Raw genomic sequence first — 23,915 nt, 5'->3', positions numbered from 1 at the left:
AAGCGGCAAGCCCTGACGTATGACCTCGGCTCTGAGCGAGAAGCGGACGATATTGCGTGTATTCGTGTCCATAAGCTTTATTTCGTTGATAAATGGCGTATAAATTGAACGAGATTGTTGCGAAAAGGCATCTTCAATATGAATCCCTATGAAAAACAGTACAGGCAATTGATAGCAAACGGGGCTGTCGCCTGGGCGGGAAAAGGTTACATCAGGGCAAAAAAACAGCAGGAGAAAATCTTTCATTGGCTCAATCTACATCACTATTTACCCGTATTGGGTGCGCCGGTACTGGAAATGGGATGTGGTAATGGAGCAATGGCTGCACAGTCCCTTGCTGAGAGAGGATATTCAGTGTGGGGTGTGGATATTTCTGAAACCGCTATCAGGTGGGCAGAGAAACGTTTTCAGCAGGCAGGCCTCTCTGCACAATTTTTTGTCGGAAATGTTTGCTGCCTCCATCAATGTAAGAACTCAACATTTGATCTAATTATTGACGGCAGTTGTTTGCATTGCCTTATAGATGATGACCGAACTCTCTTTTTTGCAGAGATGAAGAGGTTGCTCAAACCCGGAGGACGGGTTGTGATCAGTTCTATGTGCGGAATACCCGGTAATTTTGCAGACATTAGCGCTTATGATCCGGTCAGACATCATTTACTGAAAGGAGGTCAACCCTGGCGCACTCTGAAACCGCTATCGGCTTTAACAGATGAGATACAGGAGGCGCAATTTAACGTACTTGCTTTAAGAGTTAATAACAACGCATGGTGGGATCATGCCACAGTGGTATGTTCGGTGAACACATCACTATATGATTCACAATAGCTACTGAGCGGTTAAGTGTTAACTCTAGGTCCGCAGTGAGCGAGAAGCGGACATAATTTCTCGCAAACCGATTGCGGTGCGTTAAATTACATGCATAACGATAAACTGAACAAATTAGGATAGAATGCTTTGTGTAGGGACACAACTCGAACTGTTTGACGAGCTAAAAAGTAAACTATTCATGAGTAGACGACTTAATAGAGACTATCGAACCAAAATCAGAAATATTCCCCGACGCCTAAAAGCTCTTAACCGTTGGGCTAGTACTTTTCACAACCCTGAACGTAGCATTTTCTCAGAAGATGAGCATTACTGGAATTTCAAAATTCCAGTAGACATTAATATCGTTGAGGGGAAATGCAGCACGCTTAAAACCAAAGCGGCTTGTGCGCAAGCTTTAATTAATGCATGTTCAAACCTCATAACGGTTACTGCTGGTATGAATTACAGTCCTCGAATTACCGCTGTCGTATGTCTTCCTGATATGTTTACAAGTGAGGTCTGTCTTTATCGATCCGAAGAATACTTTCAAGGGTTTATAACTGAAGGTCGCTCTGAAAATGGTGCTTCGGCTTTGATCAAAGATCGTAGCCTTGCAGCTGAGTGGGGACTCGTTCTTCCCGCTAACATACAGGAAATCGGTATCACTCTCGAATATTATGGAAGTGAGGACCGTGATGAGTGGTTTACGGGAGAACGCTGGTATTATGGTCAGGTGACTTAAGGGAATTGCTTTCATTTGATTAAAAATAATGCACTTATAAAAAGGGATACTACTTATGTCTAACGTCCGCTCCTGGCACTGAGCGGCTATTCAGTTAGGTTAACTTTTGTACCTGAGTTCATAGAGTGAACGATGAAATTTTTGCTGAATATACTCAAGTAAAATGCGAAAAAGAGTTCAAATCTGATGGAATTATGCACAGAGGAAAGACACCTTTCAGGGGGGGGTATAAATTACCGCACAAGCAGATCCAACCAATCTGGGTTCTCAATTTTACGGGAATAGGGCAGCATCGCGCGATTAATCAGCTCAAAGAATTCTGACTCATCCATCCTTGCTGCTTCGCTTGTACCAGTGCCCTCCCACTCGTCAAAGAGATGCCAGTAAAGCGATTTCAGGGTATCCACTACTTCCGCGAAAATCTTTACATCAGGTTCAAGCCAATGGCACACCAGAAAACACATTTTCTGTTCTGCATCATGGATGGACGCACACTGGGAAAGTTGACTCATAAATAGCTTGATCCAGACCAATGCTGCTGTTTTTAGCGGTGGCAGATCTATCCGCTGTTCTGTCATGTATCGTAACAGATATAATTCAACCTCGGTCCGTTCAGGTTCATTATCAAGTCCCAGCGAAGCGAGAATTAAAAGAGTCTCCGAATCATTTCCTTCGGTGATTTGATCTTCAGCCCATGCAATGATCAGACAGTCCAGATCATTGTGCAGAAAGTGATATTTCTGTGAAAAAACAAGCAGCCCGAGCAGGTCATTGAGTGTATATAGAGATGGCATCTGGTATTCCCTTTCCTGTACTGTTTACATAAATCCTGGCAACGCTAATCTCTGAGCCCATCATTAATTGAACGATGGATCTATGTAACCGAATGAAACTTCAGTTAACCTTCATTTTCTCTTACCTATTAATATAAATAGCATAAAGTGCAATGGCACACCGATTTTAGCCACGTATTCAGGAATGCGAAATACCCGCTTCTGGCACACAGCAAACCCATTGATTATTCTCCCTCCAGGATGTCTTTTGCTTTATCAGACCAGACACAGGAACAAACCTCTGTCCAGTAGACTCGATTTTAGCTTTTACGAACATCACGGAGTTGGACAGAACAGGTTGAAATAACGGCTATTTTTCCGTGTTTCTACATTCAGAAGAGGGTAGATTAATCTTATAACGTATCGTTGAGAAGGGTCTGAAGATGAGCGCGGTTGATAGCGTAAACGCGAAGTATCCGGGAGCAAATGCCTGGCAAATTGGCGACAGTACCGATATGGCCAATGCACTTGCAGATCTGGTGGTAAAAGGGATGAAAACCGCCTCATGCGGCTCTTTGGCTTCCTTTCAGGCAGAAGCGTCTGCGCCCAAAATAGGGAGTTATAATATTATCCTCAATGGTCAGGGTACGCCGGTCTGCGTTGTGAGAATGGTGTCGATGCGCCTGGTTCGTTTCTGTGATGTTACCGAAGAGTTTGCCAGGAAAGAAGGTGAAGGCGATTTAAGTCTTGAATACTGGAGGAAAGAGCACCAACGTTTTTTCACCCGGGAAGGTTTCTTTTCTGCTGATATGGAGCTGGTTGCTGAGGAATATGAGCTCGTTGAAGTTCTGTAATCCACCTACGTTATGCGCAGTATCGACAGGAAACATAATCTGGCGCAATGCGCATTCAGCCGATCCTCTTCGTACCGCAGGGGGAGGGACAACGCCGGAAACCCTCACCCTCGCGGGTGAGGGCCGTGTGCTAAAGCCCTTTTTTCTCCATTAATACCGCCAAATCAACCAGGCGGTTTGAGAAGCCCCATTCGTTGTCATACCAGGCCAGGATCTTGACCATATTTCCGCCAATCACCAGAGTGGACAGCCCGTCGATAATGGATGAGCGTGGATCACCCTGGTAATCACTCGATACCAGCGGTTCGTCGCTGTAACCCAAAATCCCTGCCAATGGCCCACTGGTCGCGGCTTTTCGGAAGGCGGAATTCACCTCTTCGGCGGTCACGTCGCGGCTGAGCGTCACCGTCAGGTCGACAATAGAGACAACAGGAACCGGGACGCGAAGCGAATAGCCTGTCAGGCGGCCATCCAGTTCCGGGATGACTTTCCCCAGCGCTTTCGCCGCACCGCTGGAGTAAGGGACGATAGACAGGGCTGCCGCACGCGCCCCGCGAAGATCTTTCTCCGGCTGGTCGTGTAGTGCCTGGCTGTTGGTATAGGCATGAGTGGTATTCATCAGGCCATGTTCAATACCAAATTGCTGGTGCAGTACCTGAGCCGCCGGGGCGAGGCCGTTAGTGGTGCAACTGCCGTTACTCACCACGAAATGCTGTGTGGGGTCATACAGTTCGTGGTTTACCCCCATCACAATTGTCAGATCGTCATTCTTACCTGGGGCTGAAATAATGACGCGTTTTGCCCCACCGCGATGAATATGTACTGCGGCTTTTTCCCGTTCGGTGAAGAACCCGGTCGCCTCGATAACCACCTCAACGCCCACATCTCGCCAGGGAATAGTGGCCGGGTCGCGCTCGCTAAACACCGTGATCCGCTGACCATCCACCTGTAGCGCACCATCAGCAGCCTCTACAGGGGCAGGCAACGTGCCAAGCAAGGAATCGTATTTCAGTAAATGGGCGAGGGTTTTGCTGTCCGTTAGATCGTTTATGGCTGCAATCTGAATATTCGGATTGCCCAGCGCTGCGCGCAGGAAATTACGTCCGATTCTGCCAAAACCGTTAATACCGACCTTAACCATGATCAACTCCTTATCTGTGATTTCTGGAGTGACTGTAGGCGTCAGGCGTGATGGCGTAAATGACAAAAAAGGATCATATTACGCCATGTTGCGGCAGTGAAAGCGCTGGCGGTACTCGCCAGGTGTGAGATGAAGCTGTTTTTCGAACACCCGGCGCAGATTGATACTGCTGCCAAACCCGCTCTTTTCGGCAATGAGTTCCAGTGATTCAGTTGTTTGCTCCAGTCGCTGACGGGCTGCGGCAAGACGGGCCTCGGTGACATAGCGAGCCGGAGACACGCCAGCATCACGGGTAAACACGCGGGTGAAGTTACGCGGACTCATTGCGGCTTTTTCCGCCAGATTTTCAACACACAGGTCGGCGGTGAGGTTGTGCAGGATCCAGGCTTGTAGCTCGCTTATCGGGCCGGACGCGCCGGTTTGTTGCAGGTTATAACGGCTGAACTGCAGTTGTCCGCCGGGGCGACGCAGATACATCACCATGTCCTGGGCAACGTTCCTGGCAAGAGTAAAACCGTAATCGTCCTCAACCAGTGCCAGAGTCAGATCAAACCCGGAGCTGACGCCACCGGATGTCCAGATTGGACCATCCTGAATGTAAAGCGGGCCACCTTCGACATTGATTTTTGGATAGCTGGCTTGCATTGTCTCCAGCAGTCGCCAGTGCGTCGTCGCGCGTCGGCCATCAAGCAACCCGCTCTGGGCCAGCAGCATCGCCCCACCACAAATGGATGCAATACGCCGCGCATGAGGAGCCGCAAGGTGTAGCCAGTCCACCACGGCGGTGCTCTCCAGTTCGTTCATTCCGCGTCCGGTGATGATGATCGTATCGAGCGGTTCACGCGGGTCCAGCTCCGGCAAGCGATAATCCGCGAGCAGGTTCAAACCAGACTGACCGTGGATCACCTGATGGGGTTGCGTGGTGGCGATAATAATGCGGTAGCAGGGATGTTGCAGGCCTTCCGGGTGCTGCCGGTTGGCCTGCATCAGAATGTCGGCGATACCCGCGGCTTCAAACAACATGCCGCCATCAGGAACAATAATCAGGATTTTCTTCATGTCCTGAAAAGTACCTTTATTACAGAGTAAGTCAAGTGGCAGAGTGTGGGCGAACATGCGGACAAGAAAGAAAAGAAAGGGCAGCGCAGGCGTAGGATGCTCATTTTTCTGGCAAAGCATAGTCGTTTAAGTTCGTTGTCATTTCTCGCGCGATCTCAGATCGTCAGAGCACAACGATACTGACGGAAATGGCGCGAGAAGGAATGGGTAAACGATCGTCCCTTTATTTGCACGAGCAGCAACGAGAACGTATTCACCAGCTATCAACAACCTGGTTGTGGCGAAGCGAAATACCCACCTGGATACTCATCATCGTGATCTATAGCGGCTGGTTTATCACGCTCGCGAACTGGCAAACGCTGGGGTTAGTGCCCACGACGCTGATCCTTACCGTGTTTACCGCCTGGTATATGTCGCTTCAGCATGAATTAATCCATGGTCATCCCACACGCTTTCCGTGGCTCAACCAGCTCTTCGGCATACTGCCGCTGGCGGTATGGTATCCCTACGGACTTTACCGGGATTCACATCTGGCGCATCACCGTAACGATCATCTGACCGTCCCGGTTGACGACCCTGAGTCCTACTATTTCACCGATGAGAGCTGGGCGCGATTTTCCCCGTGGCAACGGCGCGTCATTCATGTACGTAACACGTTCATGGGCCGGTTGTTGCTGGGGCCACTCCTGGATATTGTTCAGACGCTGGGTGGGGCGATAACCGCGTTTCGGCGTCTGGATTTTCCGGCCATTATGATGTGGCTGGTGCATGGCCTGTTGCTGGCCGCACTGTTCACGTGGATGTCGCGCGTTGAATTTTCCCCACTCTGGTTTGTGCTGGCGGTGAGCTACCCTGCGCTGGCGTTGACGAAAGTGCGTTCCTTCCTTGAACACCGTGCGGCGGACGATCCGCTCGCTCGCTCGGTCATCAACGAGGCCGGGCTGTTCTGGCGCGTGTTGTTTCTGAACCTTAACTACCATTTAGTGCATCACGATCTGCCTGGCGTCCCCTGGTATGGGTTGAAAGCGATCTACCAGCATAACCGTGATGATTATCAGCAGCGAAACCAGCAATTTCTGGTTCGGGGTTATGGTGAATGGTTGCGCAAGTTCTGGAGCAGACCGGTGGATGTGACCGTCCATCCCGGCATCAAAAAAGAGGATAGCGATGCATAACTCGCTGGCATTCCCTATGTATGCGGTAAGCCGTCAGGATACCGAATCTCTGTGGCGGGCGGTACAGCACTTGCTGACAGAACGTGGTGTCCCTGTGGGCAATCTGACGCCGGGTTGGCCAGAATCGGCGCTACTGGAACACTGGAAAAACCCCGACCTTATCCTGAGCCAGACCTGCGGCTACCCACTGGTAACTGTGCTACCGGAAGTGCAGACCGTTGGCTGTTTTCACTATACAGCGCCGGGCTGTGAAGGGTTCTGTTATCGTAGCCTGCTGGTGGTTCGCGACCAGGAGCGTGACAACACGCTGGCGGATTTTCGTGGTCGCCGGGTGGTGTGCAACGCCACCGATTCCCAGTCGGGTTACAACGTGTTGCTGAAAATGGTGGCCCCTCTGTCGGAAAACGGACGCTTTTTCTCACAGGTGATACTGAGCGGCAGTCACCGTCAGTCGCTTATCGCAGTGCGGCGTGGTGAAGGTGACATCGCAGCCATTGACTGCGTGACGTATGCGTTATTGCAGCGCCATGAACCCACGTTGCTTGATGGCCTGGCGATAATTGCCAGCAGCCCGCTTGCACCTGGGTTACCGCTCATTACATCGGTAAACACGGCGGCCGAAACGCTCCATGCCATCCGCGATGCCCTTAAAGCGTTGGTGAGCGCTCCTGAGTATCGGGAGGTGCTTTCCGCCGTATTGATTGGCGGGTTTAGCGAGGTGACGCGCCAGCCGTATTCCTTACTGCTCGACTGGCGCAAAGAGGCGGGAAGGTCAGGTGTGACGCGTCTGGGATGATGCCGCGAAGCGGTTCTCAGGCACTGGCAGCCCCAATTTTTCCCGTAACGTCCCCGGCGCATACTGCATTTTCATCACTCCACTGGCTTTCAGGAGTGGCACAACCTGCTCCGTGAAGCGTTCAAAATCACCCGGCAGCAGGGGGAACATCAGGTTAAAACCGTCCGCCGCACCAGAACGATAGATCCTGATCAGAGTGTCGGCCACCTCCTGCGCACTGCCGATCACCAGCCAACTGTCTGAACTTTGTAGCAACAGACGGCCCAGCTCAAGGATGGTGAGAGACGGATCATAGTCACGAATCAGTTGTAGCGTCGTGCGAATGCCATTGAAGCTATCTTCATCCGGCAGTGGAGGAAGGGGGTGATCGCGGGGATACTGGCTCAGATCTCGCTTCAGATAAGATGAGAGCAGATCAATCGCCATCTGGTCGCTCATCAGTTGCGCATTAAGCTGCTGGCGTTCGGCTTTTTCCGCTTCGGAATTCACCACCACGGGCAGCACACCGGCGATGATTTTGAAATGTTCAGGTTTACGCCCAAGCTTAACCAGCCTCTGGTTCATCTCTTCGCGATAGGCCAGCCCTTGCTCAATGGATTTGATAAACACGAAATGCATATCAGCCCAGGTTGCCGCCAGATGTTTACCTGCTTCAGATGATCCCGCCTGAACCAAAACGGGGTGTCCCTGAGGCGGGCGTGGGACGTTAAGTGGGCCGCGAACCTTAAAGAAATCGCCCTGATGGTTGAGATGATGAATGTGTGCGTTATCTGCAAACAGACCGCTCTGTTTATCGAAAAGCAGCGCGTCGTCTTCCCACGAGTCCCACAGACGGGTGACCACGTCGATAAATTCACCCGCACGCTGGTAGCGATTGTCGTGCCGGGGGATCTGATCCAGACCAACGTTGGCCGCTTCCTCTTCCAGCCAGGAGGTTACGATATTCCAGCTTGCTCGCCCGTGACTTAAAAAATCGAGCGAGGCAAAGTAACGCGCCAGATTATAGGGTTCAATCCAGGAGGTGGATGCGGTTGCCATCAGGCCGATATTATCCGTTACTGCGGCGAGCGCAGACAGGAGCGTCAGCGGCTCCAGACGCGCGTTAGCGTAGTGGGTTAAACCGCTAGGTACGCTATCCCAGACGCCCGTATGATCAGCGACAAAAATGGCATCAAGGGTAGCCGCCTCGGCCTTACGCGCGAGATCGGCATAATATTTCAGGGTAAAGACAGCTTTTTCCGGAGCGTCCGGATGACGCCAGGAAAAACGGTAGTCTCCCTGCGGGTTAAAGAAAAACAGATTCAGGATCAGTGTGTTGTGCGACATTGTCAGGCTCGTTTCTGGTTGCGGTCATTCCCTGGCCATAAAGGGGTTACTGCGCGGTCAGGTGAGTGTTGACCCATTGTTCCGCGACGGCGGCAGGATCTTTATGCTGTAGATCGACCTGTTTGTTCAGCTCAACCAGCGCGGTGTTATCCAGTTTGCGGGAGACACAGTTCAGGATGCTGTCAATTTTGGGTGTCAGTGCGGCTTTACGCACCAACGGAACCACGTTCTGGCTCGGTTGTTCGTGTTTGTCGTCTTCCAGCACCACCCAGTCTTCTTTGGCGAGCGAGCCCTGTGTTGAGACGACGGTTGCCACATCAATCTTGCCGGAATTGAGCGCCAGGCGAGACAACGGACCGCCCATATCCAGCGACTTCACCGCCTTGAACTCCAGCCCGTAAACGCGTTTCAGTCCCGGCAAACCCAGGGCGCGAACCGGAAATTCCGGTGGACCGCCGATCACCAGTTCGTGGGCGATGGGGGTCAGATCAGAGAGTTTGCTTAACCCGTATTTCTTTGCGGTTTCGGCCCGAACCGCCCAGGCGGTAACGGAGCTGGCGGAAGAAGGTGTCAGCAGTGTGAAATCGGCAGGCAGCACTTTCTCCAGCTCGGCGCTGACGTCGCCTTGCTCGGTCGCCAGCGTTTTACCATCATAATAATTAAGCAATGCGCCGAGATATTCCGGGACAATATCAATTTCACCACTTTTCAGTGCCGGAAGAATAATTTCACGGTTACCCAGATTAAGACGGGTTTTTACCTCAATATTATTTTTCTTTAGGGCACTGGCATAAATATTGGCGAGAATAGAACTTTCGGTAAAGTTTGCGCCGCCAATGGTGACGGTTTCCGCCAGTGTCGTAAAACTCAGGCTAAATAATCCTGCCGCCAGTAGGGATAATGTAAACCCACGACGGTTAAATACTTGCCAGAATGGTTGTGTCATAGTGCCTCTTTTATTGTGCAGGTGGTTTTTGTGAGAATTAATTGAGTGCGGATGCGGCCTGTAGCCGAAATATCCGTTTACCGATCAGCGAAAATAACGCTTCGCAGGCGATGGCGAGTAGCGTGACCACCAGGGAGCCCGCAATCACTTGCGGCATGTCGCGCTGGCCGAGTCCGTCAATCAAAAAACGGCCTAACCCGCCCAGACCCGCGTATGCCGCGACCACCGCGGTAGCGATCAGTTGCAACAGCGCGGTACGTATACCCGCAAAAATCAACGGCATTGCCAGTGGAATACGCAGTTGCCAGAGGCTTTGTAGTGGGGTCATGCCCAGCGCGATGGCTGCGTCGCACAGCGTCCGGTCGGCATGGTAAATTCCAACCCACGTGTTGGTCAGAATGGGCGGAATCGACAGTGCGACCAGCGCCAGAAATACCGGGACATCGTTGAAACCAAAAAGAATAATGCACAGCAAAATCAGCCCCAGCGAGGGGATCGCCCGGCCAATATTAAACAGATTGATCACCAGGAATGCCCCTTTGCGCCAGTAACCCAGCATCACACCGAGTGGAAGCGCGATGGCGGATGCGATCGCCATGCTGATCAGTACATACCAGAGATGTTCGCGTAGCCGCAGGAGTATCCCCGTATCACCTGACCAGTGATTCGGCTGTATAAGCCAGTGAAGGGTTGCCGTTAACGTCTCCATCATCGTGTCCAGGGGGTGATCCAATAGCCCAGATGCGCTATCAGAGAGTCAAAAGTAAAGGACAACAGCAGGCTCAGAACCACGCTGACGGCGATAGGTGTCAGAAAATCCTGGTTGAAGCCCGAGAGCAGCAACTGTCCGAGACCGCCCTGACCAATCAGTGCTGTTACCGTAACCAGACCAACCAGCGTGACCGATGCAATACGCAGCCCGGCAAACAGTGAAGGGATAATCAAATACAGTTCAACGTCAATGAAACGCTTCCAGCGCGTGTATCCCAGAGCGCGTGCAGACTCCAGTACATCGAACGGCAGTTTTTCGATCCCGGCGACCACATTACGCAGCAGGATCAACAGGGAGTACAGCGTAAGTCCGATAACCGAGGTGGTCAGTGACAGCCCCGTGAAGGGGATCAACAGAATAAACAACGCCAGCGACGGGATAGTGAATAAGATCCCGCACAGGTAGAGGAGTGGTGGCGCAGAGGCGGGCCAGCGCAGCGTCAGGCCAATCAACACGCCGGTCAGAACTGTGCCGAAAAAGAGCGAAACCAGCACCAGTTGGGCGTGCTGCCAGAGCAACGCCGCGATCGGCGTCTGGTTATCCACGATCCATTGCCAGTCAATCATAGCGGCGAACATCCACATGCCCGTCCAGCACATGCTGGAGCAGGGCGTGCGTAATGCTCCCCTGATACTGTCCGTCGCCGTTGACGTGGACCAGGACGCCACCTGGAGCATCCAGCAGGGCGCTGTAGGCAAAACGCAGGGTATGCAATGCCTTGAGTGTAAGGGAAAGTGGGGTCGTGATGCGGCGCTCAGGATCCAGCCAGTACAACGGGCGTCGCTGGTTATCCAGCACCAGTCGCAATGGGCTGGCAACGGTAGGGTGCTCGCTGGAGATCGGCGTCAGTGTTTCATCGACAAGCGCGACATCATGTCGCGGAAGCTGGCCGACCTGGAACCTGCCCAGACGTTTCAGGTTCGGCTCTGGCCCAATGAAGCGCGCCACAAACTCACTGGCCGGATGGGCCAGAATGTGATCGGGCGTATCGAACTGCGCCAGCACGCTGCCCTCCTGAAATATCGCGATTTTGTCGCCTAAACGGATGGCTTCATTGATGTCATGGGTGACAAGCACGATGGTTTTATGCAGCCGCTGTTGCAGCTGGAGCAATTCATCCTGCAACTTTTCGCGAACCACCGGATCAATTGCCGCGAAGGGTTCATCCATCAGTAACACCGGTGGGTCGGCTGCCAGCGCGCGGGCAATGGCAACCCGACCCTGCTGCCCGCCAGAAAGCTGGTGGGGATAACGGTTCAGCAGTGTGGGATCAAGCGACATTAATCCAACAAGTTCGTTAATTCTCGCCAGAATATGTTTTTTATTCCAGCCCAGTAAACGCGGTACGGTGGCAATATTCTGTGCCACCGTTCGGTGCGGAAATAATGCCGCGCTTTGCATGACAAAACCTATTTTACGGCGCACCTGAATAATATCTTCGTCCGCTATTTTGTTTCCCTGAACATATACGTTTCCGGTATCAGGAATATCCAGCTGATTAATCATGCGTAATATTGTTGTCTTACCGCAACCGCTGGGTCCGACAAACGTACAAAACTCGCCTTCACGGATAGTAAGGTTGAGTCCACGTATAGCGGCATGCGTACTGCCAGGGTACGTTTTGTTAATGTTTTCGAGTCTGATCATAGGAAACAATAGCACCCTGAAATTATTGCATTTATATAAACGACAAATTACAGAGGCAGAGAGGGGGGCGCAAATATGATATTTGCATTTGTATTGCTGCTATTTGTCTTTTGTTTCCCCTCTGCCAGGACGCAGAGGGGGAAGGGATTACATCAGTATGTAGCTTAACCCGGAGAAGGCAACCATCCCGGCAATGACCGTGGCGAAGAGGCTGCGGGTTAGCATTCCGGCGACGGCAGAGATGGCGGCGGCCAGCAACGAGATACTGATCCCCGAAGGGGTTAGCGCCGGTTTTCCAATCAGCTCAGCGGTGATGATGGCCGTCATGATGGCGGATGGAATAAAGCTCAACCATTGCTGCAAAATGGGCGCAAGACGAAAACGCGAAAGCAGCAGGATCGGAACCGTGCGCATCAACGCCGTGACCAGCGCGGAGATAAAAATCGCCAGCAGAATATTTCGTTCCATCGTTATTTCTCCCCTTTGTAAAAGAGGCGTAACCCCAGGGTGGCAAGCGTTGCGGCGACAGAGGCGGCAATAATGACTACGACGCTGATATCCAGCTGTTTTGCTGTCAGCAGCGTAATCGCGACCGCGGTGGCAATACTGAAGGTTTCCAGTGCTTTTTTGCGGCTGGCGAACCAGATCATCAACACGAGGCCAATAAACATCGACACCAGACTGAAGCTCAGCCCTTCCATTAGCGAAGGCGGAAGCGCTGAGGCGAGCCACGCACCGACGACACAGGCCAGGATCCAGTTAAGCCACGCGGCCAGATTGAGGCCGAGCATCCAGGCATAGGGCACGTGATTCGAATGGCTGCCGCGTTGCACGGCGACGCCAAAGGTTTCATCGGTCAGCAGCAACCCGCTGATGAGCTTTTGCGTAGTGCTCTGCTCGCGAAAGAAGACGCTCATGGCGGAGCTCATTAGCAGATAGCGCAGATTCACCAGAAAAACGCTGAATACCACCGAGGCGACCTCCGCCCCGGTCGCCCAGAGGGAATAGAACAGAAACTGTGCGGACCCCGTGTACAGGACGCTTGCCAGCAGCGCGGTTTGTATGGTCGTAAACCCGGAGAGCGTACCGATGGCGCCAGCGGCAAAACCAATACTCCAGTATCCCGGAATAGTCGGCAGGCAGGCGCTGATCCCGGCGCGAAATTCTGCGGTTGCCTCATCCCTGTGAGCGGTCTTTGTTTTCATCAACATTAATTTGTCCCGTAATGTACATCACTGAATGATAATCTTAAGAAATGGCAAAAATCGCTATAGTAAAATCCTGCGCATTTGCAGAAATATCAATTTAAGGGTGTGATGTGGCAAAAGATACGCGGGATGACATCAGGCTCTGGCGGGATAATGCGCTACACGGTGGCATGGAGATCCTGCGTGCTTCCTGTTACGAGCACAGCTATCCGCCTCATTTTCATAATGAGTTTGTGATTGCCGCCTTTGCCCGTGGTGCGCAACGCACGCGTATCAGCAGAGAGCGAGGCATTGCGGCCCCAGGTACGGTGATGTTTATTATGCCGGGAGAGGTGCATACCGGCGAAGCGGTACAGCGCGATGAAGGCTGGGATTATTGTGCATTTTATCCTTCCGAAGGCCTGGTTCAGGATGTGGCGGAGACGGTGCTGCGTGGGCAGGGAAGTGTGAATTTTGGCACAGACGGTATGCGCCACGATCCTGGCATGGCGAGACGAATGCTACAGGCCGCGTCGGTGCTCAGCGCCAGCCACGACCCGCTAGAGAAAGAGTGCGTGATGTATCAAATTCTCAACCTGCTGGTGGGACACTATGGGGAGCGAACCGTAAATTCTGGTCGCCAGGCCATTCTGCGGGCGGATATCCGCAAGGCGGTTGATTACCTTCATTCGGCCTACCAGCATTCCCTTTCGGTCAAAGAGATTGCCGATGTCGCAGGACTGAGCGAGTTCTATTTTATGCGCACGTTCCAGTCGATGACCGGCTTGTCGGTACACCAGTATCTGACCCAATTGCGGTTGGTGCGTGCAAAAGCACTGTTAGCCCGGGGGATGGGGGCTGCACAGGTGGCGACCGATGTGGGCTTCTTCGACCAGAGTCATCTGATCAAACATTTTCGTCATCATTTTGGCACGACGCCCGGCGCGTTTGCCGTGGCGTCGGCCTTATAGTTTACAATGCCCGGATCTCTTTCGAACGCAGCGTCACTCTGATGGGCACTGATTTAAACGAGGGTGTGCCGCTGTCCTTATCAAGGTAATCGAGCGGAACCAGGACGTTGGCTTCCGGATAATAGGCTCCGACGGAGCCAGACGCGATGTTGTATGCAACCACGGTAATATCCTCCAGGCGCTGCGTCTCGCCCGGTAAGGCCGTTTCGAGATCAACCCGATCGCCATGTTCCAGCCCAAGCTGTTCCATATCCCCTTCATTCATGAAAAGAATATCCCGCCGACCGAACACGCCGCGATAACGGTCATCCAGCGCATAGATGGTGGTGTTGTACTGATCGTGACTGCGTAATGTAATCAGGCGCAGGACGTTGTCGCCTTCGCCCGTGGCATTCTCATCCACACCCTGGAAGACGGAGAACATGGCTTTGCCGGTCGGTGTTGGCCAGACTCGCGCGACAGGAGGCAGTGGCATGCGAAAACCGCCTGGCACGCGGATGCGTTCATTGTAGTTTTCGAAACCAGGGATGGTTTTTTCTATCAGATCGCGGATGCGATCATAATCAGCAACCAGTTCCATCCAGTTTACGTTACTGTTTGTGAGCGTCGCTTTGGCCATACCTGCGACGATAGCTGGTTCGGCGCGAATCAGGGGCGACGCAGGTTTCAGCTTCCCGGATGAGGCGTGCACCATCGACATGGAGTCTTCCACGGTAATGGACTGTCGCCCTGTTTGCTGAATATCCAGTTCCGTGCGGCCAAGGCAGGGCAAAATAAAGGTTTCTTTGCTCACCAGCAGATGCGTGCGGTTTAGCTTTGTGCCGACGTGAACACTCAGATCCAGCGTGCGCATAGCCGGGAAACCCCGCGTGTGGTCTGGCATGGCCACGGCAAAATTACCGCCAAGACAGAGAAGGGCTTTGGCGGTTCCGTCGATCATTGCCTGGGTGGCCTGGACCGCATCGTGTCCGTGTTTTGACGGTGGAACAAAACCGAAGAGATTTTCCAGTCGTTCCAGAAATTCTGCGGACGGTTTTTCTGTGATACCGACGGTCCGGTTTCCCTGAACATTAGAGTGTCCGCGAAGCGGGCAAATACCCGCCCCGGCTTTACCGATATTGCCCCGCATTAACAGCAAGTCGGCAATCAGGCGGACGTTTGCCGTCCCTTTGTTATGCTGGGTGATGCCCATACCGTAGGTGATGATGGTGGCGTTAGATTTGGCGTAGGCATCGGCCACACTTTTCAGGGCTGCCTGTGATAAGCCTGACTCGCGTTCGATAAGTTCCCAGTTTGTTTGCATGATATCTGCAGCAAAATCATCAAAACCCTGCGTATGTTCGGCAATAAAGACGCTATCAAGCACATTGCCGTGCAGGGATTCAGACTCCAGCAGATGTTTCGCAATGCCTTTTAACGCTGCCGCGTCACCGCCTGCCTTTACCTGGAAATAAGTCGAGGCGATATCGGTCGAGCTGTAGGTGGCCATTTCTATCAGGCTTTGCGGATCGGCAAAACGCTCCAGAGCTCTTTCCCGCAGCGGGTTGAACACGATAATGGGCACGCCGCGACGTGCCAGTTCGTGCAGCGTACCCATCATCCGTGGGTGGTTGGTTCCGGGGTTGTGCCCGATAGAAATGACCAGTTCTGTCTTGTCAAAATCATCCAGCGAGACCGTTCCTTTGCCAATCCCAATCGAGCGGGGTAATCCAACGCTGGTCGCTTCATGGCACATGTTGGAGCAGTCCGGGAAATTGTTCGTACCGTATTCACGTGCGAAGAGCTGGAACAGCCAGGCGGCTTCGTTTGAGGCGCGCCCCGACGTGTAAAACTCGACCTGATCGGGTTCAAGACCGCGCAGGATCTCGCCGATGCGCGTAAAGGCCTGTTCCCATTCCACTGGGCGAAATGTGTCACTCTCTGCATGATACTGGAGGGGGCGAGTCAAACGGCCATAGCCTTCAAGTTCGAAATCTGATTTTTCGAGTAAAGCGCTGACCGTGTGTTGCGCCAGAAATTCCGGCGTGACGCGTTTGCTGGTGGCTTCCCATGTCACCGCTTTCGCGCCGTTTTCGCAAAACTGGAACGTGGATTTGTGTTCTTTATCAGGCCAGGCACAGCCCGGACAGTCGAAACCATCCGGCTGGTTGGTGCGCAGCAGCGTGGCAGGGGCATCCAGGGTGTCCATTTGCGTGCGTACGGCAATGGCCGTCGCTTTCAGAGCGCCCCAACCGCCGGCAGGACCGTCGTAGTGTCTGATTCCGGGAACTGAGCGTCTTTTGGTCTTCATCTGGACTCCTGATCGATAGGTTAACAGATGAATTTTACACCTTATTTATTAACGCAATGGCAACAAAATCTCTTCATTTGCAAAATGACAGTAGGAGCGGGATGAGCGCGGGTGGACTGACGGTTATCCGCGACTCGTCATTGCATATCGGCAAATAGAGATCACTAAATCATGTGAGTTTTAAGTTTCAGGAACTGCGTTATTATGGCATTTCATCTCTAAGGGGGGATTATGACGTTTCTGACAGTATTGCAAAGGATCCGCAGTTTTTATCAGGTTTTAGATATTTCACAGAAGATGTATTTTAATATTCTGCTTGCAGTCTGTATTTACAAGGTGTTGGATATTTTAACGGGTATGAATAATTTTACTCGCTCCTTTTTTATTTTAAGTTTACTTCTCTGGACGATTGTTATTTTTTTCGACCTTCTGGCTGTATTTAAACGCGTTTATACTACCTTGCCTGGAAAAGGGGTTATCCTGGTTGTATTCAGTCTATGTACCGCATTGGCAATTTCAATTGCAGGACAGGTTATCAATGCAGTGACAGGCGTTGAACCCACTAAATTCGCAAATACAACGGCCATACTTTCAATTCTGACGATTCCATTTATTTTTTCGTTATTGATGGGGGTGTTATTTGCAATAAGTGTTGTCATCGTCGTACCTCTGGCTTTGATGTACTATTTTATCCTCGACCGGGAAGTGAAAACATTATTACTTCCTTTCAGTAAACATACTGAGACAGTCCGTTTTTTAGGCGTGACCCGCCTCATCCAGTTATTCAGCTTTGGTGTTTTTTGCGGATTTATTTATGGCATATCACATCATGCTATCGAAAAATATTCGACGTTTATGACGGAATCGGCGGATTCTCTTATTTTCAATCTTGAAATGTATAGCCGATCGCCATGCCAGCTTGAACCTTCTACACGGGGTGTATTGATTGACGATGAACATATTCTGGTTGCTCGTCAGCAAGGAGAGAGGCGGATTTTTACACTAGAGACGTGCCGATATAAAACAGACAAAGCCTAGAGACCGGACTGTGGGGAGATAAAAAAACCACGCGATTGCGTGGTTTTTTATATGACTTAGACGTTGAACAGGAAGTTCATCACATCGCCATCTTTAACGATGTAGTCTTTGCCTTCAGCACGCATCTTGCCCGCTTCTTTCGCGCCTTGCTCACCCTTGTAGGTGATGAAGTCTTCGAACGCGATGGTCTGTGCGCGGATAAAACCTTTCTCGAAGTCGGTGTGGATTTTACCTGCGGCTTGCGGTGCGGTCGCACCCACAGGAATAGTCCAGGCACGAACTTCTTTCACGCCAGCGGTGAAGTAGGTTTGCAGGTTCAGTAGTTCGTAACCTGCGCGGATCACGCGGTTCAGCCCCGGTTCTTCCAGACCCAGCTCAGCCATGAATTCTTCACGGTCAGCATCGTCCAGTTCGGCGATATCGGATTCAACGGCGGCACAAACGGCCACAACAACAGAACCTTCTGCCGCAGCAATTTCACGGACTTTATCCAGGTACGGATTGTTCTCAAAACCGTCTTCGTTGACGTTAGCGATGTACATGGTTGGTTTCAACGTCAGGAAGCTCAGGTACTTGATGGCAGCCTTGTCTTCTTCTGTCAGGTTTTTCAGCGCGCGCAACATGCCCGCGTTTTCCAGCTGTGGCAGACATTTTTCCAGCGCAGCCTGTTCAGCTTTCGCGTCTTTATCGCCACCTTTGGCTTTCTTCTGCACACGGTGCAGGGCACGTTCGCAGGTGTCCAGGTCAGACAGCGCCAGCTCGGTATTGATAACGTCGATATCGTCAGCCGGGTCCACTTTGTTGTTTACGTGGATGATGTTGTCGTTCTCAAAACAACGAACGACGTGACCAATCGCTTCCGTTTCACGGATGTTGGTCAGGAACTGGTTGCCCAGACCTTCACCTTTGGATGCGCCTTTTACCAGACCCGCAATATCCACGAATTCCATGGTGGTTGGCAGGATGCGCTGCGGTTTCACGATTTCCGCGAGCTGATCCAGACGCGTATCAGGCATGGGTACGACACCGGTGTTCGGCTCAATGGTACAGAACGGGAAGTTTGCCGCTTCAATACCCGCTTTGGTGAGCGCGTTAAACAGGGTGGATTTGCCAACGTTAGGCAGACCAACGATACCGCATTTGAATCCCATTTCTAAATCACCTTAATGTCTTGATTATCAATCCGTTAGAGCTAACCGATTGAAGAAAAGTAAATAACTTCGCTTATTATACACGTAACCCGCATGTCGCGCGGTAAAAAAGCCGTAATGTCCGGATTATTGCGCTTTGAAGGCATGTAAGCGGTTTGTCGCTTTTGTTAAGCCATCTTTCAGCCAAATTTCGGTGCAACGCGCCGCTTCGTCTACTGCATCATCAATCAGTTTTTGCTCAGAAAGCGGAGGTTTGCCGAGCACAAAGCCGACAACTTTGTTTTTATCGCCCGGATGGCCGATTCCAACGCGTAAACGGTGAAAATTCGGGTTATTGCCCAATTTACTGATGATGTCTTTTAGCCCGTTGTGGCCACCATGACCACCGCCCAGTTTGAATTTTGCCACTCCTGGCGGCAGGTCCAGCTCATCATGGGCGACCAGAATTTCGTCCGGATTGATGCGATAAAAAGTTGCCATCGCCGCAACCGCTTTGCCGCTCAGATTCATAAATGTGGTTGGCACAAGCAGGCGCACATCAGTACCCGCCAGGTTTATACGCGAAGTAAAACCATAGAATTTCGGTTCTTCGCGCAGGGGGGCGCGTAACCGTTCGGCCAGCAGATCAACATACCACGCACCGGCATTATGGCGGGTTGCAGCATATTCAGCGCCCGGGTTGGCAAGGCCGACAATCAGTTTAATCGTCACGGTTTAATTCCTAAAAGATTCCAGATCTGGCGCGTAGTTTACTGTCTGGCGCGCCGCTTGACAAAATTCTGCGCCGGCAACGCCAAAATACGAATAATTACTGATGTGAACCATTAGAATTTCAAGCGGTTCAGAGGCTTATTTGTAAACTTTTGTGGTGGAGATGAGCGTAATTGTGATCGTTCACGCAACTCCTGAAAGGGCCGTTGTCTATACTTTACACACAAGGATTAGGGACATACTGCCCTGCAACCCAAACCAAAGTTCCGGAGGTAATCTATGAAACGCAAAAACGCTTCGATACTCGGTAACGTACTGATGGGGTTGGGACTGTTCGTGATGGTCGCCGGTGTCGGTTACTCTATTTTAAACCAATTGCCGCAGCTCGACCTGCCACAATATTTCGCACATGGCGCGGTATTGAGTATCTTCGTAGGTGCTGTCCTCTGGCTTGCAGGTGCGCGTGTCAGTGGTCATGAACAGGTGAGTGACCGGTACTGGTGGGTGCGCCACTATGATAAACGCTGCCGCCGCGATCAGCATAAACACAGCTAGCGGTTATAGCAGGATTTTATGAGAAACGGTTCCTGTCGGAACCGTTTTTTTTTGCATATCAGCTTGACCCTCACGTAACGTAAGGCTCCAGAGTGAGTGCCACTGGCAAAAGAAAAGGAACCGTTATGTTGATTCAAGTGGGGGAACTGGCCAGACGGGCCGGGATCACCGTGCGAACATTGCACCATTACGAACAAACAGGGTTGTTACTGCCTTCTGCCAGAAGTGCGGCTGGCTACCGGCTTTATAATCTGGCTGATGTTAAACGCCTGCACATGATACAGGTGCTGGCAAAAGCAGGGCTGGAGCTTGCCGAAATACGAGACTTTCTGGATCACGCGTCTCTCTCGCTGGCTGATCTCCTGGACGCACAAATCCGCTTGCTGGATAAACAGGTACGCAGCATCAGTACGTTGCGTGACCGACTGACGGATTTACGTACCGGACTGAATGCACAGGAGACGCCGGACCTTGAGTCCTGGCTACAAACTCTGGAGTTAATGAACATGTATGATCGCTGGTTTAGCAAAGAAGAGTTACAGCAGTTACCCTTTGCGGCGCAGAAAGCCGAGTTGGCTGTGATTTGGTCAGGCCTGGTTAATGAGGCTCAAATGCTGCTGGAACAGCATGTTAGTGTGACGGATCCGAGAGCGATGGATCTCGCGACACGCTGGATGCTGCGTCTGGAGGAGGACACGGCAGGTAAGCCAGAATTCCTGACCCGGCTTAATGAGATGCATAGCGTTGAGCCGCAAATGCGCGAGCAAACAGGGATAACACCTGAGATGACCGATTATGTTACGCGGGCTTTCGCCGAATCAAAACTCGTTATCTGGGAAAACTATCTTACCGCAGAAGAGATGGTGTTTACGCGCGCCCACTATTTTGACCGGATGATGGAATGGCCACCGCTGGTAGCGAAATTACACCAGGCGCAGCAAGCGTCGCTCGATCCCTCAACAGAAGCTGCACAAGCGCTGGCTGAAAACTGGCTGATGCTTTTTCAGTCCTACGCGGGAACAAACCCGGCCACACAGCAAAAGTTTCGGGTTGCGATGCAACAGGAGCCGCATCTGATGAAAGGAACGTGGATGACGCCTGCTGTGCTTGAATGGCTACAGCAGGCGATAGGCATCATGATGCAAAAACGCTTATTGATGCTCGGTCACTAACACATCGGCTAAGGCTGCTTCGCGATTAGGATAGAATGCGAGACGGCCTGGAACTGGTTGTACACCAGCCCGCGCCATGGTGCGCAGAGGCTGGAATTCAAGATTACTCACGCGCAGTTCGCAGCCTTCCGGCAGCTTTTTGACAAAGCGCTGGAAGGCATCCAGACCTCCCGCATCCAGTACCGGAACTGCATCCCACTTCAGTACCACGATCCGTTTACCGGCAATGCGTGACTCCAGTTCGTTGAACAGGCCTTCTGCTGCGGCAAAGAACAGCGGGCCGATCACCCGAAGCACCAGTACATCATCCGGAACCTCGACGTTCACCGGGGAGAGGCGGGTCATTTGTGCAATTCGGCGCATAAACAGCAGGGAAGCCAGCACAATGCCCACGCTAATGGCGATCACCATGTCAAACAGAACGGTCAGCGACATGCAGATCAGCATCACGATGATGTCGTCTTTTGGCGCACGACGCAGCAGGTGGACCACCTTATGCGCTTCGCTCATGTTCCAGGCGACCATCAGCAGCAGGGCTGCCATAGCCGAAAGCGGGAGCCAGGAGAGTAAGGGGGCAAGGATCAGCAGTGCAAGGATCACCAGTACCGCGTGAATAACGGCTGATACCGGAGAGGTTGCGCCTGCCCGAACGTTAGCCGCGGAACGCGCAATTGCGGCGGTGGCAGTGATGCCGCCAAAGAAAGGGGCAATGATGTTGCCAAGTCCCTGGCCGACCAGCTCGCTGTTGGCTTTATGCTTGGTTCCTGTCATACCATCCAGCACGACGGCGCAGAGCAGCGATTCAATAGCGCCCAGCATTGCCATCGAGAACGCAGCAGGTAGCAGCGCGCGCAGGGAGTCCCAGCTTAAAGTGAAGGTGGAGCCTGGCATATCCCACGGCAACACCAGTTGCGGTAAAAGCTGAGGGATCCCGTTGCCCTGCGAGCCATCGGCTAACAGGTAATGGAACTGGGAACCAATAGTTGCCACGTGACCGCCAAGCATGTTGACGATAGCCATCACTGCACATCCCAACAGCAATGCTGGCAGATGACCTGGCAGGCGAATGCCCAAACGTGGCCAGACAATCAACGTGCCCAATGTGACGATACCAATGGCAGCATCGCCCATATTGATAGTGGGTAGCGCCATAAACAGTGCCCCCACTTTTTGCAGGTAATGTTCCGGTACATGCGGCAACTGTAAACCCAGGAAATCCTTGATTTGCATCGTCCCGATGGTAATACCAATCCCTGATGTGAACCCCAACGTCACGGAAAGGGGGATATATTCGATTAACCGACCAAAGCGGGCCAGCCCGAACAGAATCAAAAAGACGCCAGACATCAGTGTGGCAACCAGGAGGCCAGCCAGCCCAAACTGCTGTGATACCGGGTAGAGGATCACCACAAAGGCGGCGGTTGGCCCCGAGACGCTAAAGCGAGAACCCCCCGTCAGCGCAATCACAATCCCGGCAACTGCCGAGGTATACAGCCCATATTGCGGTGCAACACCGCTACCAATTGCCAGCGCCATCGCCAGGGGAATCGCAATAATCCCGACGGTGATACCCGCAATAACGTCGCGCATAAAGCGTGACAGGGTGTATTTCTCTTTCCAGCAGGCGTCGATGAGGGCGCGAAAGGGCAGAACTTGTGAGGAAGTTACGTTTTTCACAATAATCTATCATCCGTGTGCGCATCATCTGTCATGTGAATGGCAGGTGAAGGAGGCATTGGTCATACAAATGAATATTCAAAACAAAAAAACCCGCCGCAGCGGGTTTTTCGGCCGTGTTCGATCAGTGCTCGAACATTGCTGAGATGGATTCTTCGTTGCTGATACGACGAATCGCTTCGGCCAGCATCCCGGACAGGGTCAAAGTACGTACGTTTGGCAGTGCTTTGATCTCATCGCTTAATGGGATGGTATCGCAAACCACCACTTCATCGATAACAGAGTTGCGGAGATTATTCACCGCATTACCGGAGAAGATCGGGTGAGTTGCGTAGGCGAACACACGCTTAGCGCCACGCTCTTTCAGCGCCTCGGCTGCTTTACACAGCGTACCACCGGTATCGATCATGTCGTCAACCAACACGCAGTCACGACCTGCAACGTCACCGATGATGTGCATCACCTGAGAAACGTTAGCACGTGGACGGCGTTTGTCGATGATAGCCATATCGGTATCGTTCAGCAGTTTGGCGATAGCACGAGCGCGGACTACGCCGCCGATGTCCGGAGAAACCACAATCGGGTTATCCAGGTTCAGCTGCAGCATGTCTTCCAGCAGAATGGGGCTGCCGAATACGTTATCAACCGGGACATCAAAGAAGCCCTGGATCTGCTCGGCGTGCAGGTCAACCGTCAGAACACGGTCTACACCGACGCTTGACAGGAAATCGGCAACAACTTTAGCGGTAATAGGTACACGCGCGGAACGGACGCGACGGTCCTGGCGGGCATAACCAAAGTAAGGAATAACAGCCGTGATACGGCCTGCAGAAGCACGGCGCAGGGCATCGACCATAACAACCAATTCCATCAGGTTGTCGTTAGTTGGAGCACAGGTGGACTGGATGATGAAAATATCACCACCGCGTACATTTTCGTTGATTTGTACGCTGACTTCGCCGTCGCTAAAGCGACCTACAGCGGCGTCGCCGAGGGAAGTGTACAGGCGGTTGGCAATACGTTGTGCTAGTTCCGGGGTAGCGTTACCAGCAAAAAGCTTCATATCAGGCACGAGAAGAACCTCAGGCATGCGTCCAATGGTGGATAACATTCGCCAAAAAC

At 52.2% G+C, this 23,915-nt stretch carries 24 protein-coding genes; 9 read left to right on the top strand and 15 right to left on the bottom strand.

What is annotated here, in order from left to right; translation table 11 throughout:
- Positions 1–138 precede the first annotated feature (138 nt).
- A complete protein-coding gene (locus HV346_RS12925; RefSeq protein ID WP_181619741.1) occupies positions 139–828 on the top strand; it encodes a class I SAM-dependent methyltransferase in 690 nt (229 codons plus the stop codon).
- A gap of 181 nt (positions 829–1,009) precedes the next feature.
- Positions 1,010–1,552, top strand: coding sequence for a DUF3916 domain-containing protein (locus HV346_RS12920; protein WP_181619740.1), 543 nt, complete (start codon positions 1,010–1,012; stop codon positions 1,550–1,552).
- Between the two features lie 233 nt (positions 1,553–1,785).
- Here HV346_RS12920 and HV346_RS12915 read toward each other — a convergent pair whose 3' ends face one another.
- Complete coding sequence (locus HV346_RS12915) at positions 1,786–2,346, bottom strand: hypothetical protein (RefSeq protein WP_181619739.1); 561 nt, start codon at positions 2,344–2,346, stop codon at positions 1,786–1,788.
- Positions 2,347–2,768: 422 nt separating this feature from the next.
- On the opposite strand from HV346_RS12915, the gene HV346_RS12910 reads away from it, so the two are divergent.
- Positions 2,769–3,179, top strand: coding sequence for an ASCH domain-containing protein (locus tag HV346_RS12910; RefSeq protein ID WP_181619738.1), 411 nt, complete (start codon positions 2,769–2,771; stop codon positions 3,177–3,179).
- Positions 3,180–3,309: 130 nt separating this feature from the next.
- On the opposite strand, the gene gap is transcribed toward HV346_RS12910, so the two are convergent.
- Together gap and HV346_RS12900 are read right to left on the bottom strand one after the other, a co-directional pair.
- On the bottom strand, positions 3,310–4,320 hold the full coding sequence (gap, locus tag HV346_RS12905) for a type I glyceraldehyde-3-phosphate dehydrogenase (RefSeq protein ID WP_181619737.1): 1,011 nt from the start codon (positions 4,318–4,320) through the stop codon (positions 3,310–3,312).
- Positions 4,321–4,398: 78 nt separating this feature from the next.
- A complete protein-coding gene (locus HV346_RS12900; RefSeq protein ID WP_181619736.1) occupies positions 4,399–5,379 on the bottom strand; it encodes a helix-turn-helix domain-containing protein in 981 nt (326 codons plus the stop codon).
- A gap of 203 nt (positions 5,380–5,582) precedes the next feature.
- On the opposite strand from HV346_RS12900, the gene HV346_RS12895 reads away from it, so the two are divergent.
- Both HV346_RS12895 and HV346_RS12890 read left to right on the top strand, forming a co-directional pair.
- Entirely contained in the window at positions 5,583–6,554 is a 972-nt protein-coding gene (locus HV346_RS12895) for a fatty acid desaturase (protein WP_181619735.1), read from the top strand.
- A complete protein-coding gene (locus HV346_RS12890; RefSeq protein WP_181619734.1) occupies positions 6,547–7,350 on the top strand; it encodes a PhnD/SsuA/transferrin family substrate-binding protein in 804 nt (267 codons plus the stop codon). Before HV346_RS12895 ends, HV346_RS12890 begins: the two co-directional genes overlap by 8 nt.
- Here HV346_RS12890 and HV346_RS12885 read toward each other — a convergent pair.
- From HV346_RS12885 to HV346_RS12855, 7 genes are all read right to left on the bottom strand, one after another.
- A complete protein-coding gene (locus HV346_RS12885; protein ID WP_181619733.1) occupies positions 7,327–8,676 on the bottom strand; it encodes an LLM class flavin-dependent oxidoreductase in 1,350 nt (449 codons plus the stop codon). The two genes, HV346_RS12890 and HV346_RS12885, sit on opposite strands and share 24 nt — an antisense overlap.
- Before the next feature lie 46 nt (positions 8,677–8,722).
- Positions 8,723–9,622: an ABC transporter substrate-binding protein gene (locus HV346_RS12880; RefSeq protein ID WP_181619732.1), complete on the bottom strand. Its 900-nt coding sequence runs from the start codon at positions 9,620–9,622 to the stop codon at positions 8,723–8,725.
- 37 nt (positions 9,623–9,659) lie between these two features.
- Positions 9,660–10,331 carry an ABC transporter permease gene (locus HV346_RS12875; RefSeq protein ID WP_181623773.1) on the bottom strand — a complete coding sequence of 224 codons (672 nt, stop codon included), beginning with the start codon at positions 10,329–10,331 and terminating at the stop codon, positions 9,660–9,662.
- Positions 10,331–10,960, bottom strand: a complete 630-nt coding sequence (locus HV346_RS12870; protein WP_181619731.1) for an ABC transporter permease subunit — start codon at positions 10,958–10,960, stop codon at positions 10,331–10,333. The genes HV346_RS12875 and HV346_RS12870 overlap by 1 nt, the downstream gene beginning before the upstream one ends.
- Positions 10,953–12,041, bottom strand: a complete 1,089-nt coding sequence (locus tag HV346_RS12865; protein WP_181619730.1) for an ABC transporter ATP-binding protein — start codon at positions 12,039–12,041, stop codon at positions 10,953–10,955. Before HV346_RS12865 ends, HV346_RS12870 begins: the two co-directional genes overlap by 8 nt.
- A gap of 147 nt (positions 12,042–12,188) precedes the next feature.
- A complete protein-coding gene (locus HV346_RS12860; protein ID WP_181619729.1) occupies positions 12,189–12,509 on the bottom strand; it encodes an AzlD domain-containing protein in 321 nt (106 codons plus the stop codon).
- Between the two features lie 2 nt (positions 12,510–12,511).
- Complete coding sequence (locus HV346_RS12855) at positions 12,512–13,252, bottom strand: AzlC family ABC transporter permease (RefSeq protein ID WP_181619728.1); 741 nt, start codon at positions 13,250–13,252, stop codon at positions 12,512–12,514.
- 107 nt (positions 13,253–13,359) lie between these two features.
- Between HV346_RS12855 and HV346_RS12850 the strand changes: the two genes are divergently transcribed.
- A complete protein-coding gene (locus HV346_RS12850; RefSeq protein ID WP_249415088.1) occupies positions 13,360–14,199 on the top strand; it encodes an AraC family transcriptional regulator in 840 nt (279 codons plus the stop codon).
- Position 14,200: 1 nt separating this feature from the next.
- Here the strand turns inward: HV346_RS12850 and HV346_RS12845 are convergent, their stop codons facing one another.
- The gene (locus tag HV346_RS12845; protein WP_181619727.1) at positions 14,201–16,489 is read right to left on the bottom strand and encodes an FdhF/YdeP family oxidoreductase; all 2,289 of its coding nucleotides are present in this window, start codon (positions 16,487–16,489) and stop codon (positions 14,201–14,203) included.
- A 231-nt stretch (positions 16,490–16,720) separates the two neighbouring features.
- On the opposite strand from HV346_RS12845, the gene HV346_RS12840 reads away from it, so the two are divergent.
- Complete coding sequence (locus HV346_RS12840; protein ID WP_181619726.1) at positions 16,721–17,527, top strand: hypothetical protein; 807 nt, start codon at positions 16,721–16,723, stop codon at positions 17,525–17,527.
- A 56-nt stretch (positions 17,528–17,583) separates the two neighbouring features.
- On the opposite strand, the gene ychF is transcribed toward HV346_RS12840, so the two are convergent.
- Together ychF and pth are read right to left on the bottom strand one after the other, a co-directional pair.
- Positions 17,584–18,678, bottom strand: coding sequence for a redox-regulated ATPase YchF (ychF, locus tag HV346_RS12835; protein ID WP_181619725.1), 1,095 nt, complete (start codon positions 18,676–18,678; stop codon positions 17,584–17,586).
- A gap of 126 nt (positions 18,679–18,804) precedes the next feature.
- A complete protein-coding gene (pth, locus tag HV346_RS12830) occupies positions 18,805–19,389 on the bottom strand; it encodes an aminoacyl-tRNA hydrolase (RefSeq protein WP_181619724.1) in 585 nt (194 codons plus the stop codon).
- 279 nt (positions 19,390–19,668) lie between these two features.
- On the opposite strand from pth, the gene ychH reads away from it, so the two are divergent.
- Complete coding sequence (ychH, locus tag HV346_RS12825) at positions 19,669–19,944, top strand: stress-induced protein YchH (protein WP_181619723.1); 276 nt, start codon at positions 19,669–19,671, stop codon at positions 19,942–19,944.
- A gap of 125 nt (positions 19,945–20,069) precedes the next feature.
- On the top strand, positions 20,070–21,116 hold the full coding sequence (locus HV346_RS12820; protein ID WP_181619722.1) for a MerR family transcriptional regulator: 1,047 nt from the start codon (positions 20,070–20,072) through the stop codon (positions 21,114–21,116).
- Here the strand turns inward: HV346_RS12820 and dauA are convergent.
- Both dauA and prs read right to left on the bottom strand, forming a co-directional pair.
- Positions 21,096–22,793, bottom strand: coding sequence for a C4-dicarboxylic acid transporter DauA (dauA, locus tag HV346_RS12815; protein WP_181619721.1), 1,698 nt, complete (start codon positions 22,791–22,793; stop codon positions 21,096–21,098). The genes HV346_RS12820 and dauA overlap by 21 nt on opposite strands.
- Positions 22,794–22,917: 124 nt before the next feature.
- A complete protein-coding gene (prs, locus tag HV346_RS12810; protein ID WP_003856663.1) occupies positions 22,918–23,865 on the bottom strand; it encodes a ribose-phosphate diphosphokinase in 948 nt (315 codons plus the stop codon).
- Positions 23,866–23,915 lie beyond the last annotated feature (50 nt).

Origin of the sequence: Enterobacter sp. RHBSTW-00994 (assembly GCF_013782625.1) — a bacterium.
Taxonomy (GTDB): domain Bacteria; phylum Pseudomonadota; class Gammaproteobacteria; order Enterobacterales; family Enterobacteriaceae; genus Enterobacter.
This window is presented reverse-complemented; position numbering and strand designations above follow the sequence as displayed.

Bases quoted from the DNA above. Each gene is read 5' to 3' on its own strand.
- HV346_RS12925 (WP_181619741.1), top strand. From the start codon at position 139: ATGAATCCCTATGAAAAACAGTACAGGCAATTGATAGCAAACGGGGCT.
- HV346_RS12920 (WP_181619740.1), top strand. From the start codon at position 1,010: ATGAGTAGACGACTTAATAGAGACTATCGAACCAAAATCAGAAATATT.
- HV346_RS12915 (WP_181619739.1), bottom strand. From the start codon at position 2,346: ATGCCATCTCTATATACACTCAATGACCTGCTCGGGCTGCTTGTTTTT.
- HV346_RS12910 (WP_181619738.1), top strand. From the start codon at position 2,769: ATGAGCGCGGTTGATAGCGTAAACGCGAAGTATCCGGGAGCAAATGCC.
- gap (WP_181619737.1), bottom strand. From the start codon at position 4,320: ATGGTTAAGGTCGGTATTAACGGTTTTGGCAGAATCGGACGTAATTTC.
- HV346_RS12900 (WP_181619736.1), bottom strand. From the start codon at position 5,379: ATGAAGAAAATCCTGATTATTGTTCCTGATGGCGGCATGTTGTTTGAA.
- HV346_RS12895 (WP_181619735.1), top strand. From the start codon at position 5,583: ATGGGTAAACGATCGTCCCTTTATTTGCACGAGCAGCAACGAGAACGT.
- HV346_RS12890 (WP_181619734.1), top strand. From the start codon at position 6,547: ATGCATAACTCGCTGGCATTCCCTATGTATGCGGTAAGCCGTCAGGAT.
- HV346_RS12885 (WP_181619733.1), bottom strand. From the start codon at position 8,676: ATGTCGCACAACACACTGATCCTGAATCTGTTTTTCTTTAACCCGCAG.
- HV346_RS12880 (WP_181619732.1), bottom strand. From the start codon at position 9,622: ATGACACAACCATTCTGGCAAGTATTTAACCGTCGTGGGTTTACATTA.
- HV346_RS12875 (WP_181623773.1), bottom strand. From the start codon at position 10,331: ATGGAGACGTTAACGGCAACCCTTCACTGGCTTATACAGCCGAATCAC.
- HV346_RS12870 (WP_181619731.1), bottom strand. From the start codon at position 10,960: ATGATTGACTGGCAATGGATCGTGGATAACCAGACGCCGATCGCGGCG.
- HV346_RS12865 (WP_181619730.1), bottom strand. From the start codon at position 12,041: ATGATCAGACTCGAAAACATTAACAAAACGTACCCTGGCAGTACGCAT.
- HV346_RS12860 (WP_181619729.1), bottom strand. From the start codon at position 12,509: ATGGAACGAAATATTCTGCTGGCGATTTTTATCTCCGCGCTGGTCACG.
- HV346_RS12855 (WP_181619728.1), bottom strand. From the start codon at position 13,252: ATGTTGATGAAAACAAAGACCGCTCACAGGGATGAGGCAACCGCAGAA.
- HV346_RS12845 (WP_181619727.1), bottom strand. From the start codon at position 16,489: ATGAAGACCAAAAGACGCTCAGTTCCCGGAATCAGACACTACGACGGT.
- HV346_RS12840 (WP_181619726.1), top strand. From the start codon at position 16,721: ATGACGTTTCTGACAGTATTGCAAAGGATCCGCAGTTTTTATCAGGTT.
- ychF (WP_181619725.1), bottom strand. From the start codon at position 18,678: ATGGGATTCAAATGCGGTATCGTTGGTCTGCCTAACGTTGGCAAATCC.
- ychH (WP_181619723.1), top strand. From the start codon at position 19,669: ATGAAACGCAAAAACGCTTCGATACTCGGTAACGTACTGATGGGGTTG.
- HV346_RS12820 (WP_181619722.1), top strand. From the start codon at position 20,070: ATGTTGATTCAAGTGGGGGAACTGGCCAGACGGGCCGGGATCACCGTG.